Below are 14,834 nucleotides of genomic sequence, written 5' to 3' on the forward strand. Positions count from 1 at the left end.
ACCTAACGTAAAAGACCGTGCCCCTTAAGCACGGTCTTTTACATTTTCCAATTCTAATTGATCCCGCATGGCATATACAGCACAAGCTTCATCGTAAAACTGAATCCGGTGCTCTACAATTTCTAAATTCTTTTCCAATTCAGCAATTTTTTTCATTAGGGCTACCCGATGGTCAATAAAAATCTGACGCCGCTCAGAAAGGGTGGATGTTCCTTTCATAAATAAATCGATATAATATTTAATCTCCTTGAGGGGCATTCCCGTATCCTTTAAGCAGCAAATGGTTTGAATCCATTCAATATCTGAATCTGTAAAGATGCGGTTACCCGTTTCTGTCCGTCCCACCATGGGGAGTAATCCAGATTTGTCATAAAAGCGCAGGGTGTGGATACTCAGGCCCGTTCGTTCAGATGCTTCTTTAATGGTATAGTCCATGGGTTCTCCTTTTGCAAATCCTAAAGTCACCTTTAGTTTATGCGAGAAATGTTAAACACAGCTTAAATAAAAGAGAAAAGGAGAGGAACAGGGTGCCCAATCCTAGAGTAAACTCTAGGATTGGGCATAAAACTTAATCGGAGCTTAAGTCAATGGCGAAGAATGCCCCGGGAAGCCAGAAGACATGAAGTCTTGGAAAGTTAGGTATACCGTCCTATCGAAATGTAATTTAGTGTAATTATAAACTAATGTGAAAATAATTGAAAAATCCCTTGCACTAGAGTAGGCTTTAGGGGGTATACTAAACACAAGTTAAAAAACAAGAAACAAACAAAACGAGTAAAACAGAAAGAAGGTAATCGTGATGATGTACTACAATCCTATTCGTAAAATTTTAGAAAAAGCATCCAAGGCTAACTAATTTAAGCCCAGGTCAATAGAAGTTTCCATTTAAAATAGAAGAGGTTATGATGATGAATGTTTATGCCAGCCCATTAAATACACTGTTAGAAGAAGTCAAGACCCTGCGTAAAGAAGTGGATGCTCTGAAAAAGAGTGCCGCTGTGGAAAAAAGAGAACAAGCATAAGGAGGAACCTGAAATGCATGGTATGTATTATAATCCCGTTGAAGCACTGTTAAAAGAAATCAAAGCACTGAAGAGTGAAATTAAAGAATTAAAGCAGGCGTAAGCACCTGCTTGTTCAAAAGCCCCTTCCAATTCTTTATTGGAGGGGGCTTTTTTGTGTGGGATTGGGAGTTCTGTTGAAATAATATTAAGAATCTGTTAAAATTTAATTATGTTTAATGAAAGGAAGGTATGGTATGAACGAATTCTTGGAAAGAATTTTCCACCTCAGTAAAAACAACACCAACGTGAAGACTGAATTGATTGCCGGATTCACCACCTTTATGGGGATGGCTTACATCCTCGCAGTGAACCCCGATATCCTCAGTGCGACCGGTATGGACAAAGGTGCTGTTTTTACGGCGACTGCACTTGCTGCGGTATTTGGTACTTTGGCAATGGCCCTATTCACAAATTATCCCTTTGCATTGGCACCGGGAATGGGGGTGAATGCTTATTTTGCATACACCGTCGTCATTAAGATGGGCTACACCTGGGAAATGGCTCTGGCTGCTGTATTTATCGAAGGTCTCATTTTTATTGTCCTCAGCTTGACCAATGTCCGGGAAGCCCTCTTCAATTCGATTCCGAAAAACCTGAAGATCGCCATCACCTGTGGGATTGGGCTGTTTATTGCGATGATTGGCTTTCAAAACGCCAATATTGTGGTGAACAGTGATGCCACATTAATTACGATGTATGTCTGGAAGGGGCAGGAATCCTTCACCATGGGCCTGACCGTCGGTTTGGCAGTCCTTGGCGTTCTGACAACGGCCATTATGATGATTAAGAATATTAAAGGGGCCGTACTCTGGGGGATTATTATCACCTGGTTATTGGGGATTGTCTTTCAGCTGGCGGGTGTCTATATTCCCGCACCAGAGCTTGGGCTCTATTCACTGATTCCTGATTTTTCAAATGGGATCCACGTATCGGGGATTTCTTCAACCTTCATGAAGTTTGACTTCTCGAAGGTATTGTCCCTGGATTTCATTGTCGTCATCTTCGCATTCCTTTTTGTGGATCTCTTTGATACTTTGGGAACCCTCATGGGCTGCGGGATGAAAGCAGGCTTCGTCACCGAAGAGGGCAAGCTGCCAAAGATCAAAGGGGCTTTATTGGCGGATGCTGTGGCGACCTCCGTAGGCGCCGTCTTTGGAACCTCTACCACCACCACTTATGTGGAAAGCAGCCTGGGCGTCGGAGAAGGCGGACGGACCGGCCTGACGGGCTTGGTGGTTGCCATCCTCTTTGCGCTGTCCCTCCTGCTGTCACCCATTTTCCTGGCGATTCCATCCTTTGCCACTGCACCGGCCCTCATTATCGTCGGTTTCCTGATGATGCAGCAGGTTAAGGAGTTGGACATGGATGAACTCACCGAAGGCATTCCGGCATTTTTATGCCTGGCAGGGATGCCCATGCTCTACAGTATTGCTGAAGGGATTGGCGTTGGGGTTATCTCTTATGTGGTATTAAACCTGGTTGCTGGAAAGCGGCAGAAGGTCAGTTGGGTGATGGTTGCCATTGCAGTTCTGTTTGTTTGTAAGTATATCTTTATCTAAAGCGACAGAATCGGTATAAAAAAACGGGTCCCCCTGGGGAAACCCGTTTTTTTTTTTTTGGAAAGCTTACATCATGAGTGCGGCCAGTGTACCAGCAGCAACTAAAAGAACCACAAAGGTAACAATTTCTAGAATAATGATAACCAGACCAATGGTCTTTCCCGTTTTAGCCTTGCTGTTGTTCGGATCAGCGGCATATTCTTTTTTGCCGTTGACAAAAGCCATAATACCAAAAACCAGAACAGCCACGCCAAATAACCAGCCAATCGTTGAAAGATTCATTAAATTTAAGATAATTGAGACCACCCAACAGATCAAGGCAATCATACCACAGGTGAAGCCCTTCATTCCAAATTCAAAGCTCATAATAAATTCTCCTTTTTCATATTTTAAATTGAGTATAACACGATAAGAAATAAAAAACATCATCCTTTAGGTTGATTTTTAAGAAAAAATTAAAAAAAGAAACAGCGATTATCGAAGGAGGGCATCCCGTATTAAACCCCTTGACCATGGGGCTGCAGGCATGATAAAATCAAACCATTGAGAAGGATTCACAAGCAAGTGCACCAAGGAGGGTAACCATGAGCTATATCAAAGAATATGCAGACAAATTAAAGACGGCTGAAGAAGCAGTCGCCATTGTTAAATCAGGGGATTGGCTGGATTATGGATGGACGACAGCAACCGTTCGGGCGTTGGATGAAGCCCTGGCGGATCGGATTAAAAAAGAACCAGAACTGAAGGACCTCAAAATCCGCGGTGGGATCTTAATGTGGGAACCGGAGATTTTTAAACTTCCCGATGCCAAAGAACATTTCACCTGGAATTCCTGGCATATGTCCGGAATCGAACGGAAAGCCGTTGCCAAGGGCTTTAGTTTTTATGATCCCATTCGTTATTCTGAACTACCCCGTTATTACCGGGAAAATATCACGCCGCCGGATGTCGCCATGTTCCAGGTGGCACCCATGGATAAGCACGGGTATTTCAACTTCGGTCCCAATGCATCACACATGATGGCTGTCTGCGAAACGGCTAAAGTCGTCATTGTTGAAGTGAACGAAAACATGCCCCGTTGCCTGGGGGGCTTTGAAGAAGCCATCCATATCTCTAAAGTCGATGTTATTGTTGAAGGGGAAAACCCAGCCATGGCAGAAATGGGTGCGGGTGGCCCTGCCACAGATGTAGATATCGCCGTGGCCAACCTGATTGTACCAGAAATTCCCAATGGCGCTTGCCTTCAGCTCGGCATTGGTGGAATGCCCAATACCGTTGGTGCTATGATTGCCGAATCTGATTTAAAGGACTTAGGGGTACATACCGAAATGTATGTGGATGCCTTCGTGGATTTAAGCCGGGCGGGTAAAGTCACGGGCTCCCACAAGACCGTTAATCGCTACAAGCAGGTTTATGCCTTTGCAGCGGGTACGAAAAAGCTCTATGACTTCCTGGATGACAATCCGGAGTGTATGGCAGTACCGGTCAATTATGCCAATGACATTGATACCATTGGGAACATTGACAATTTCATTTCCATTAATAACGCAGTGGATATCGACCTCTATGGGCAGGTTAATGCAGAAACCGCCGGAACCAAACAAATTAGTGGCGCCGGTGGTCAGTTGGACTTCGTACTGGGGGCCTATAAATCCAAGGGGGGCAAGAGCTTTATCTGCTGCTCGTCTGCCTTTAAGGACAAAAAAGGGGAACTGCACTCCCGGATTCGTCCCACCCTGGCCAATGGCTCAGTGGTTACCGATACCCGGGCCAATATCCATTATCTCGTCACTGAATACGGTATTGTAAACCTCAAGGGGTTATCCACCTGGGAACGGGCAGAAGCCATCATCAAGGTGGCCCATCCGCAGTTCCAGGATGAGCTCATAGCTGAAGCAGAAAAAATGAATATTTGGAGACGGACCAATAAAGAAGATTAGAATTAAAAAGGATGCCTTTCCGCATCCTTTTTAATTGCACAAAAGTATAGTAAGTCGCCAATAAACTGCTTTCTCAGGGGGATGTAAAGGTGTTAATATAGAACTAATCATGAATTAAAGCGAAGACACCATTAAGTGGAGGAACGATTATGCCCTACGGAAAACAAGAAGATTTTAATAATCCGACCCTTGAGGATTTTGAACAGAAAGCAACTCCCCAGGAAAAGAAGCTATGGGAGCGTTATTTAAAGGACTATCCCGAAAAATTTCAGCGCAGCATTATGGCAGGCAGTGACGGCTTTTTATTCGTCTGTCCAACCGCTAATTTAGTGGTTGAACTGGAAAAGTTCCGCCGGTTTTCAGACAGCGCCGGTGGGGTTTCGGGTAAGAAGGGGGATGCCCTGCGGGAAATGGGACTGAAGGCCGCTGCTTTCACCTACCGTGAGCTGGATACTGATTTTGACGGTGTCTGTGCCGCCATTGACCGGGCCGTTAAACGCCAACTCAGCCAGGAAAGCCTGGTGGAAATTAAAAAGCCGACCCGCCTTCCCCTGGACGATGAGGAAGAACGCCCCCGGGAGGGCTACAAAGTCACCGTATCCGGGGAATATAAAAGTGAAGAACCCCTGGGCAGCTACACCAAGACCGACCGGGAAGAAAGTGTGGCTAGCTACAGCGGAAACCATAACAAAGTCATCAATCCCCTGACTGATGACGGAGAAGGCTACAGCTATACCCGTTTTAACCACCGGGAGGAAGACATTGCCATAAAAGGCAATTGGAAACCCATTACCCCCAGGGAAGAAATTTCCGAACAGGAGGAACCCCCCAAGATGGCAAAAGAGGAAATCAATGAAGCCTTGGCCCAAACCCTGAGCAGTGCAGCCCCTGGCCGTCGGTCAGAGCATACCGCCGCTCCCACGGATCGCAAGCACATCTTTATTGCCAAGAGTGCCGATATTGTCGGTAATGTCGCCCTAGGCAATGACACCAGCGTCTGGTACCAGGCCGTACTCCGGGGGGATGAAGCCCCCATCACCGTGGGTGATCGTTCCAATATTCAAGATGGCACTGTGGTCCATGTGGCCCATGGCTACAATACCGTTATTGGAAGTGGTGTGACCATTGGCCATAATTGCACCATCCATGGTTGTACCATCGAAGATGATGTTTTGGTCGGCATGGGAACCACCGTCTTAAATGGGGCTAAAATTGGCCGGAATACCATTATCGGAGCCGGGTCCCTGGTCACTCAGAACAAAGAAATCCCAGAAGGCTCTCTGGTTTTGGGCAGCCCCGCCAAAGTAGTGCGCACCCTCACCGAGGAAGAAATCCAGAGTATTCTAAACAATGCCCAGGAATATGTGGATTTAATGGACGAGGAGCCTGGCCGCAGCTTTTATGAAACCGCAGAAGGTCATATCATTATAAGAAACTAAGAATATCGAAAATCCCCTTGGCACAATATCCGCCAAGGGGATTTTTAGAGCCTGCGAAGGTAATATAATAAAATATACTATTGATTATATCCATAAAAAGAATTATAATAAAGCCATGATTTGAACTCCCCGTTTATGAATCATACTGAATCTTCAACAGAAGTGGAAGGAGTTAAAATGACAAAGGAAATGAAAAACCGACAAAAACGCATTGACGCATTCGTACAGCGTGGAAAAGAAGGGGATGCCGCCGCCTTGGAAAAGCTGGCCAGTACCTACAGGCCCCTGCTTTTAAGCTTAGTCAAAAAGACGACCTGGTCAAATACCGATTGGGAGGACGCCCTGCAGGAAGCCCATCTCGCCCTCATCCAGGCGGTTCACAGCTACGCCCCCGAGGTAGGCGTCTACTTTCCCGTATATCTTAAGAGTCAGGTGTTTTACCACCTGATGGCCCGGGTCCGCCGGGAAAAGGAACCGGCCCTCTCCCTGGATACGCCCATGGGGGATCCCGAGGAAGGCGGGACCCTGGCCGATACCCTGGAGGATGATACACCCCCGGCCCTGTCCACCCTCATTGAGGCGGAGGAATATGCTGAGCTCCACCGCCGCCTGGAAACCCTGCCCAAGCGTCAGCGACAAATCATCACGGACCGCTACTTCCGGGGCCTTTCCCCCGGGGAAATTGCCAGCCGGCTGGGCCTTGCCCGAAAAACCGTGGAAAACCTCCACAGCCGGGCAATTAAAAATTTAAGGCGGTGTGTTTAAAAAAAATTTCATGAACCCTGGGGGAAAACCCTTCCAAAAAGCATTATATAAGTATAAGCACCGCGGAGGCTTAGAAAAAAGCATAAAGGAGAAATGAAAATGGCAATTGAACGTAATGTCAACAGCATTGGGATGAAGATGGTGAACAACTACGGCACCGTGGACGGGGAGGTTCTGCGCAAAAGCAAAACCTACAAAAATGTCAAAGCCGCCGCCACAGATGCCGCCATCATGGCCACCTACAAGGCCCTGGACGGCCTGCAGCAGCCCGCTGCAGAGAACTGCTATGTTGTCACCACAGAAGAACTTGTGGAAACGGTGTAGCTTAAAAAACCCATCACCGGATAAAATAAGGATTAGAAATTCACACTGATTAAGGAGAAGAAAATGAGTATTATCAACCAAAAGGACCTCGTCCTCACCTACAAAAAAGAGGATGACAGCAACTACAGCCTGACCGTCGCGGATTATAAGGATGGCATTACCGATGCCGAAGTAAAAACCGGTGCCCAGGCCATCCTGACCCAGGACATTTTCGCCCCTGGGGGCATGGATCTGACAGCCCTGGTCTCTGCCAAACGGGTCGACAAGACCACCACTGATGTCAGCCTGGCCGACTAAGCTTGGCCTCCTGGCCCTGACCCTCCTCCTGCTGACCGCCGCCGCCCTGACCCTGAGTCCGGGGGCGGCCCAGCCGGAGCCGCCGGGACAGGCTGGACCCACCCCCACCACCGAAGTCGCACCCCCAGCCCCGGACACCAAGCCCCTGGTCGATGCCACCATCCCCGACACCCCAGAGGCGGACACCCTGCCAGAGGGTGCTGTCACCATCCCCATGGCCAGTGCCCACTTTAAAATGGCGGAATACGCCTGCACCTGCCCGGGCTATTGCGATGGTTGGCCCAGCCCCATGGACCCTGACCTCCTGGCCACCATTGAAATCCTCCGGGAAAGCCTGGGTGCCCCGGTCATCATCACCAGTGGGGTGCGCTGTACCCGGTACAACGCCGAGGTGGGAGGGATTGAATACTCCCGTCATCTAAGGGGCCACGCCGCCGATCTCTACAGCCCCCAGATCGACATCCACACCGTTGCCCAGGTGGCCAGCACCCTGGGACTGACCGTCATCACCTATTATGACCAAGGCTTTATCCATGTCGAAAATGAAAAGTAACGCCAAGCCCCCGGCACACACCGGGGGCTTTTGAATGGGATAGCAAGCTGTAAAAGGGTGTGAAAGACATATTCGTCGGTGCCGATAGCAAAAAATACAGTCAATCTTACAGATAATCCTTGACAATACCCTGGAATGGGTGTAAGCTTGACCTATGATAAAGGCAAAACAGCCGAAAGGCTGTGACGCAAAGCTTAAGGGCCTACGTCCAGCAGGATATGGCAGCCAGTTACCGGAAATGCGGACTATTTCTGGACCTTAAGCCTCTGGAAAGCAGGACGCTGTTTTTGATTCCAGAAAAAATTGGCTTTCATTAAAAATTATATAAATAAAGGAGAAACGGTTATGCAACTATGGAAGAAAATGAAGAAGAACCGTAAAGGGTTCACCCTGGTAGAAATCATTGTGGTGCTGGTTATTCTGGCGATTTTGGCGGCTTTTACGATTCCTGCGATGTTGGGGTTCGTGAATGATGCGAGAGCGAAGGCTGCAATTGCACAGGCTAGAGAGGTTTATGTTGCGGCACAGGCAGCTACGAGTGAAGTTTTAGCCGGAAAGGGCGAAACGAAACTTACGGATGATCATAAAGCATCAATTATAAAAAAGACAACAGCACAAGTATCTAGTGATTTGGCAGGGTTTACGATTAAAGATACAAATGTTATTGATGCAACGACATTACCGGCTAATGATTCAGTGACAAAACCGACTAATCCTAATGAGGCTGTCTTATATATTGATGGAAATACAAGCAAAGTTCTAGGTCTTACATTTAAGTCTGCTGGAACAAATTCTAAAGTTTTATATCTTAAAGGTGAAGAGGGAACAGATGTTCTGGAGTAGGATTCTATAGGATTAGTAAAAATTAATTCTTTTGTATAATTAGAAGTAGCTAAAAGAGTAACGTTTGTTGCTCTTTTTTCATGGAGAATGAAATGGCAAAGAGAAGTAGTGTTTTGTTTTCGGAAAGTGTGGCTATAGTACTTTCCATCCTCCCCCTAATCACCATCCAACAACTCCCAGACCCCATCGTCCAACCCAAAATCTATGCAATCTTCTTCTGCGTTACGGCCAGTATCATCATCTTTTCACCGGGCATCATCACCTTTTTCGAGAGAAAGCCTCAGGCACCGGTGCCGGTGAAATGGGCGCTGTTGTATTTACTTCTGATCACCCTAACCCTGCAATTCTCCCAAAATATCTACCGCTCTCTCTACGGGGTGACTACCCGCATGGAGGGGTACCTCGTGTTGGTGTTTTACATCCTGATGTTTCTTCTGGCGGCTTTCTTTTATCGTCCCCGGCCCTGGCATTTGAAATTATACCTCTGCGGGGCGGTGGTGATGGCCCTCCACGCCCTGTTGATTCGCTACGAAACCCTCCTCTTTGGCATTGACCCTAGGGCCACGGATTTATTGGTTCTTCAGTTTACAGGCTGTGGAAACCAAAATTTTTTAGGCTCTTATATGGCCCTGGCCCTTCCCGTGGCCCTCTGGGCAGCCTTTAGATCCGGGGGATTGGCTTACCCGGCGGCGGGGATGATTTATTTCGGTTTGTTGTCCAGCAATACAAGGGGGAGCTGGATTGGGGCCTGTGTGGTTTTTGGAATGATGGTGCTGTGCTATTGGCGTCAGCCCGGGTGCCGCCGACGCATCCTGATAATCTGTGGAATTTTTGTGGCCATTACCCTGGTGTATTTTACCACCAGTACCGGAGCCACGGACCGCTTTAAAAGCTTTGGATCTGTGAACTCCCGGGGGTTTATTTATTGGGTTACCGCCCAGCTCATTTTCATGCGCCCTGGTACGGGTTGGGGCATTGAAACCTTAGACTTCGCTATTTTTGACCATTTTCAGCAGCAGGTCATCGATTATTTTGGGTATTACGCCATCATTGACAAGGCCCATTGTGAAATTCTCCAGGTGGCCTTTTGCAGTGGCATTCCGGCGGCAGTGGCTTTTGTGGGGACCCAACTATCCACGGTAATCCGGGGGATTCGGCGCTTTGCCCTCTGGGGCCCCCAGGCTCCATTGCTCTTCGGTATTGGGGCTTATATGATTGCCGCTCTGTGGAATATCTCCGTGGTCAACGTGGCCCCCATCCTCTGGACCTTCTGCGGCATGCTGGTTTCCGTCACCCGTACTGTGGAGGAGGATCCGGACCCAGAGGCTTTTCTGATGACGCTCAGATGAGTTGTTACAAGGTTAGCCAGTTTATCCAAGACATCCGGAAGAGCCTGTTTTAAACGGCTTAAAGCCCACTCTCGAACATTCCCAACAGTATTTTCCTGGCCTATTACCTCTTTTCATGCTATCATAATCGTAACGAATATTAGGAGGAGGAGATTTATGGAGCAGTTTTTTTTGAATCTCAGCATGTTAATCATCGAGTTTTTCATCTTTGCTGTGATTGGGTGGTGCATGGAGGTCATTTTAAAATACTTCCAGTATCATCGCTTTATTAACCGGGGGTTCCTCATCGGGCCCTATTGCCCGATTTATGGGGCTGGGGTGGTGGCAGTGACCCTGTTAGTCGGTGGAATGATTGGCCGGCACGGGACCATTGGGGAGACCTTCCTTGCCGGGTTTGTGATTTGCGGGATACTGGAGTACTTTACCAGCTGGTACATGGAAAAGGTGTTCCATGCCCGGTGGTGGGACTATAGTAAAAAGCCCATGAATTTAAATGGCCGGATATGGATTGGCAATCTGGTGCTCTTCGGGGTGGCCAGTGTGGGGATTATCTGGTTGATCGATCCCCTTTACTTTGGCTTGATGGCAGGGGTGTCACCCTTTGTGATTCAGCTGTTGGCTATAATCATTGTTGTGGTGATGTTAGGGGATTACGCTTACTCACACTTCTTAATGAATCTGGTGAAGCGGGAAATCGACAGCCAGGATGCGGATGATACTGAGGAAATCAGCCGCCAGGTCCACGCCATGCTTAAGGACAAGCAGCTTCTCCTTCGGCGGATTGAGGCCGCTTATCCCAATGCCCAGGCTCGTCCAAAGGATTTAATGGCAGCCCGGAAGGAAGCCAAGAAGGCTTATAGCTTTGCGGTGAAGCAGGTCCATCAGGTGGCGAAACCTTATGAACGTGCCATTAAAGAAGGCCAGGGAAGGGCGTCAACGGCTGTAGCCGATTTACGCCAGGCTCTGGAAGCGGCGAAGCAGAAAGAGGAAGCGGCCAAAGAAAAGCTCCATGATCTCGATGGTCGAATTTTTAAGGATTAATCCAATGGCCAAAGCGTACTGACGGACTCAGTGCGCTTTTTTAAATGGATGGAGACAGCAATTTTCTTTAAGAAACAGTTTAGGAAAGGACAAGAAATTACATTGTGATTAAATTGAAAACGTGTTAAAATAGTAACGATCTTCGTTTTTAAAGCGACAGATATTATTTTGTTGAGAAGGGGGAATTTGTTGTGTCGAATACCTTTGTGGTATTAATGGGAATTGGCACCGTTTTTGTTGGTCTGATCTGCATCGTGTTTTTATGTACGGCCATGAGTGCGGTGATCCGGGCCCTTGAAGGAAAAGGCCGGAAGACTGGGGCACCAGCAGGGGCTGTGGCTGCACCGGGCCCAGTGGCTCCGATTCCAAAACGGGGGGAGCTGGTGGCGGCCATCTCTGCCGCCCTGGCCGAGGAGCTGGGGATGGATATCCCAGGCTTTCGCATTGTTTCGTTAAAGCGTCTGTCACCGGGTGGGGATCCGCCCCGGGGAGAGCTGGTGGCGGCTATTTCTGCTGCTCTGGCAGAGGAAATAGGAACGGATGTTTCCGGACTTCGGATTACATCCCTTGAAAAAGTATCGTAGTAGAATAAGAAGAAGGAGCGTAATAATATGAAAAAGTATCGCGTAGTGGTCAATGGAACAGAGTATGAAGTGGGTGTGGAATTACTGGGGGAAGACGAGGTAGCGGCTCCAGCTCCCGTGAAGCCTGAGGCTTCTGCTCCGGCTCCGGCAGTGCCGGCGGCAGCTTCTGGTGATGGGGAAGTGGTAAAAAGCCCCATGCCCGGGACCATCCTTTCAGTGAAGGTGGCCGATGGAACGGCCGTGACCAAGGGCCAGGTGCTGATGGTGTTAGAGGCCATGAAGATGGAAAACGAAATTGTCGCTCCGGTGGCGGGTGTGGTGAATGGCCTGAGTGTCGTCGAGGGGGCTGCTGTGGAGTCTGGCGCAAAGCTTTGTGTGATTGCGTAATGGGCGTCAGAGGGTAAACCGATGGATGCCATTGTGAATTTTATAAACCAGACGGGCTTTGCTCTTTTGGTGGCGGATTGGAAGAACCTGATTATGTTGGGGGTGGCCTGCCTGCTGGCCTGGCTGGCCATCGTGAAAAAGTACGAGCCCCTTCTGCTGCTCCCCATTGCCTTTGGGGTACTGCTGTCCAATCTTCCCGGAGGTAATCTGTTCCACGAAGAGCTTTTTGCCGGGGGACATATTGATTGGGCGGCCTTTGGGGGAGCGGTTTCCCAGACTACTGGGGAATCGGTCAGTGTGGGACTCATTGATATTTTATACCTGGGGGTGAAGCTGGGGATTTACCCGTGCCTGATCTTCGTGGGGGTGGGGGCCATGACGGATTTTGGCCCCCTCATTGCCAACCCCAAGAGCCTGCTCCTGGGGGCTGCCGCCCAAATCGGCATTTTCATCACCTACTTAGGGTGTGCCCTTTCCGGGATGTTTAACCAGGCCCAGGCTGGTGCCATTGGGATTATTGGCGGGGCGGACGGACCCACGGCAATCTTTGTAGCCACCCGGTTGGCCCCGGAGCTTTTGGGGCCCATTGCCATTGCGGCTTACTGCTATATGGCTCTGGTTCCGGTGATCCAGCCTCCCATTATGCGGGCCCTGACGACGGAGAAGGAACGAAAGATTCGGATGGAGGAGCTGCGGCCGGTGAGTAAAACCGAGAAGATTGTTTTTCCCTTCGTAGTAACCATTTTTGTAGCGCTGCTGGTTCCTTCAGCGGCGCCTCTGATCGGCTGTCTGATGTTGGGAAATCTGCTCCAGGTCAGTGGGGTGGTGGACCGTTTAGCCAAAACGGTCCAGAACGAGCTGATGAATATTGTGGTTATTTTTCTGGGAATTTCTGTGGGGGCGACGGCTACGGCAGAAACCTTCTTAAAGCCCCAGACCCTGGCCATTGTGGCCATGGGTGTGCTGGCCTTTGGCCTGGGGACGGCTGGCGGGGTGCTGCTGGCTAAGTTTATGAATCTTTTCCTCAAGAAGAAGATTAACCCCTTAATCGGTTCTGCCGGGGTGTCAGCGGTGCCTATGGCGGCCCGGGTTTCCCAGGCTGAGGGCCAGAAGGCCGACCCGGGGAACTTCCTGCTGATGCACGCCATGGGCCCCAATGTGGCCGGTGTCATTGGCTCGGCCATTGCCGCGGGGGTACTGATGGCAGTGCTCTCATAGGGTTTAAGAGTAAGGAGATATGATGGGTTTAAAAATAACAGATACCATCCTTCGGGATGCACATCAAAGCCAGGCGGCTACCCGTATGCGCATTGAGGATATGCTGCCGGCCTGTGAAATACTGGATGAAATTGGCTATTGGTCTTTGGAATGCTGGGGTGGGGCGACCTTTGATGCCTGTATGCGCTTTTTAGACGAAGATCCCTGGGAGCGACTGCGCACCCTCAGGGCTCATCTGCCTAAAACCAAGCTGCAAATGCTCCTTCGTGGGCAGAATGTGCTGGGCTATCGCCATTATGCTGACGATGTGGTGGAGGCCTTTGTGGCGAAGTCCATCGAAAACGGCATCGATGTGATCCGGATCTTCGACGCCCTTAACGATACCCGGAACATGGAAACGGCCATTATGGCCACTAAGAAATACGGCGGTTGGTGTGAGCCGGCCCTTAGCTATACGCTGAGCCCGGTGCACAGTGAGGATTACTTTGTGAAGGTGGCCCGGGAGCTGGAACAGATGGGGGCAGATTCCATTTGTATTAAGGACATGGCCAACCTGCTGCTGCCCTATGAGGCTGCCAGCCTGGTGAAGCGTCTGAAACGCCAGGTGCGGGTACCCATCCATCTCCACACCCACAATACCACGGGAACCGGGGATATGACCTATCTGATGGCTGCCCAGGCCGGGGTGGATATTGTGGATTGCGCCCTGAGCCCTATGGGCAATGGGACCGCTCAGCCGGCTACGGAATCCCTGGTGGCCACCCTGAAGGGAACGCCCCTGGACACGGGCCTGGATTTAGAGTTGCTCTCCAAGGCGGCGGAGCATTTCCGAAAGGTGGCTGCCCGGCTGACGGCAGAGGGGGATATTAACCCCAAGGTCCTCCATGTGGATACCAATACTCTGCTGTACCAGGTTCCGGGGGGAATGCTGTCCAACTTGATCTCCCAGCTCAAGGAAGCCGGGGCTGAGGATAAATATTACGATGTTCTGGAGGAAATTCCGGTGGTGCGGAAGGACTTTGGCTATCCGCCCCTGGTCACCCCCACCAGCCAGATTGTGGGGAGCCAGGCGGTAATGAATGTACTGGCTGGGCGGTATAAACTGTTCACCAAGGAATCCAAGGGACTGCTGGCTGGAGAGTACGGCCGGGTTCCGGGGACGGTGAATGAGGAAGTCCGAAAAATGGCCATTGGGGATGCCCCGGTCATCACTGGACGGCCTGCAGATGATATTCCCCCGGAAATGGATAAGCTCCGGGAGGAAACAAAGGGAATCGCCGGGAGCGAGGAGGATGTGCTAAGCTGTGCATTGTTCCCCCAGGTGGCACCCAAGTTCTTTGAGCGCCGGGCTGCCAAGGCGGCCGGAATCACGCCGGGTGCGAAACCAAAACCGGTGGAAGCCACGGCGAAAGAAGATGGTGTACGGGTGTTGGTGGTAGAAGATTTGGGGGCTTAAAACCCTGGGATGTAA

The 14,834-nt window shown here is 49.7% G+C and carries 16 protein-coding genes, 1 pseudogene and 1 riboswitch; of the genes and pseudogenes, 15 read left to right on the forward strand and 2 right to left on the reverse strand.

Features of this window, described 5'->3' with window-relative positions; genetic code table 11:
• Positions 1 to 24: 24 nt before the first annotated feature.
• Entirely contained in the window at positions 25 to 435 is a 411-nt protein-coding gene (locus BLU30_RS00895) for a MerR family transcriptional regulator (RefSeq protein WP_090242511.1), read from the reverse strand.
• An 823-nt stretch (positions 436 to 1,258) separates the two neighbouring features.
• On the opposite strand from BLU30_RS00895, the gene BLU30_RS00900 reads away from it, so the two are divergent.
• Positions 1,259 to 2,623 (forward strand): NCS2 family permease, encoded by a 1,365-nt coding sequence (locus BLU30_RS00900; protein ID WP_090242512.1) that lies wholly within the window; start codon positions 1,259 to 1,261, stop codon positions 2,621 to 2,623.
• A 66-nt stretch (positions 2,624 to 2,689) separates the two neighbouring features.
• Here BLU30_RS00900 and BLU30_RS00905 read toward each other — a convergent pair whose 3' ends face one another.
• Entirely contained in the window at positions 2,690 to 2,989 is a 300-nt protein-coding gene (locus tag BLU30_RS00905) for a hypothetical protein (RefSeq protein ID WP_090242513.1), read from the reverse strand.
• A 218-nt stretch (positions 2,990 to 3,207) separates the two neighbouring features.
• Here BLU30_RS00905 and BLU30_RS00910 point away from each other — a divergent pair, with 218 nt between their 5' ends.
• The 14 genes and pseudogenes from BLU30_RS00910 to BLU30_RS00970 all read left to right on the forward strand — a co-directional run bounded on the left by BLU30_RS00910 (position 3,208) and on the right by BLU30_RS00970 (position 14,819).
• A complete protein-coding gene (locus tag BLU30_RS00910) occupies positions 3,208 to 4,563 on the forward strand; it encodes a butyryl-CoA:acetate CoA-transferase (RefSeq protein ID WP_090242514.1) in 1,356 nt (451 codons plus the stop codon).
• A 149-nt stretch (positions 4,564 to 4,712) separates the two neighbouring features.
• Positions 4,713 to 5,045: pseudogene (locus BLU30_RS14445) on the forward strand (DUF559 domain-containing protein); the annotation flags it as partial.
• A gap of 459 nt (positions 5,046 to 5,504) precedes the next feature.
• Positions 5,505 to 6,002 (forward strand): gamma carbonic anhydrase family protein, encoded by a 498-nt coding sequence (locus tag BLU30_RS14450; RefSeq protein ID WP_422717887.1) that lies wholly within the window; start codon positions 5,505 to 5,507, stop codon positions 6,000 to 6,002.
• 177 nt (positions 6,003 to 6,179) lie between these two features.
• The gene (locus BLU30_RS00920; protein WP_176770779.1) at positions 6,180 to 6,767 is read left to right on the forward strand and encodes a sigma-70 family RNA polymerase sigma factor; all 588 of its coding nucleotides are present in this window, start codon (positions 6,180 to 6,182) and stop codon (positions 6,765 to 6,767) included.
• Positions 6,768 to 6,866: 99 nt separating this feature from the next.
• A complete protein-coding gene (locus BLU30_RS00925) occupies positions 6,867 to 7,091 on the forward strand; it encodes a DUF1659 domain-containing protein (RefSeq protein ID WP_090242520.1) in 225 nt (74 codons plus the stop codon).
• A 63-nt stretch (positions 7,092 to 7,154) separates the two neighbouring features.
• Positions 7,155 to 7,388 carry a DUF2922 domain-containing protein gene (locus BLU30_RS00930; RefSeq protein ID WP_090242522.1) on the forward strand — a complete coding sequence of 78 codons (234 nt, stop codon included), beginning with the start codon at positions 7,155 to 7,157 and terminating at the stop codon, positions 7,386 to 7,388.
• Entirely contained in the window at positions 7,369 to 7,941 is a 573-nt protein-coding gene (locus BLU30_RS14325) for a YcbK family protein (RefSeq protein ID WP_090242525.1), read from the forward strand. The genes BLU30_RS00930 and BLU30_RS14325 overlap by 20 nt, the downstream gene beginning before the upstream one ends.
• A gap of 152 nt (positions 7,942 to 8,093) precedes the next feature.
• A riboswitch (cyclic di-GMP riboswitch) is annotated at positions 8,094 to 8,178 on the forward strand.
• Positions 8,179 to 8,286: 108 nt separating this feature from the next.
• Positions 8,287 to 8,784: a type II secretion system protein gene (locus BLU30_RS00940; protein ID WP_090242527.1), complete on the forward strand. Its 498-nt coding sequence runs from the start codon at positions 8,287 to 8,289 to the stop codon at positions 8,782 to 8,784.
• 92 nt (positions 8,785 to 8,876) lie between these two features.
• Positions 8,877 to 10,133, forward strand: coding sequence for an O-antigen ligase family protein (locus BLU30_RS00945; RefSeq protein WP_176770780.1), 1,257 nt, complete (start codon positions 8,877 to 8,879; stop codon positions 10,131 to 10,133).
• A 156-nt stretch (positions 10,134 to 10,289) separates the two neighbouring features.
• Positions 10,290 to 11,174, forward strand: coding sequence for a putative ABC transporter permease (locus tag BLU30_RS00950; RefSeq protein WP_090242529.1), 885 nt, complete (start codon positions 10,290 to 10,292; stop codon positions 11,172 to 11,174).
• Positions 11,175 to 11,365: 191 nt separating this feature from the next.
• On the forward strand, positions 11,366 to 11,758 hold the full coding sequence (locus BLU30_RS00955; RefSeq protein WP_090242541.1) for an OadG family protein: 393 nt from the start codon (positions 11,366 to 11,368) through the stop codon (positions 11,756 to 11,758).
• Positions 11,759 to 11,785: 27 nt separating this feature from the next.
• Positions 11,786 to 12,145 carry a biotin/lipoyl-containing protein gene (locus BLU30_RS00960; protein WP_090242543.1) on the forward strand — a complete coding sequence of 120 codons (360 nt, stop codon included), beginning with the start codon at positions 11,786 to 11,788 and terminating at the stop codon, positions 12,143 to 12,145.
• 21 nt (positions 12,146 to 12,166) lie between these two features.
• A complete protein-coding gene (locus tag BLU30_RS00965) occupies positions 12,167 to 13,363 on the forward strand; it encodes a sodium ion-translocating decarboxylase subunit beta (RefSeq protein WP_090242545.1) in 1,197 nt (398 codons plus the stop codon).
• Between the two features lie 19 nt (positions 13,364 to 13,382).
• Positions 13,383 to 14,819, forward strand: a complete 1,437-nt coding sequence (locus tag BLU30_RS00970) for a pyruvate carboxylase subunit B (RefSeq protein ID WP_090242547.1) — start codon at positions 13,383 to 13,385, stop codon at positions 14,817 to 14,819.
• The last annotated feature ends 15 nt before the right edge of the window (positions 14,820 to 14,834 follow it).

Source organism: Eubacterium barkeri, assembly GCF_900107125.1.
GTDB classification, from domain to species: domain Bacteria; phylum Bacillota; class Clostridia; order Eubacteriales; family Eubacteriaceae; genus Eubacterium_O; species Eubacterium_O barkeri.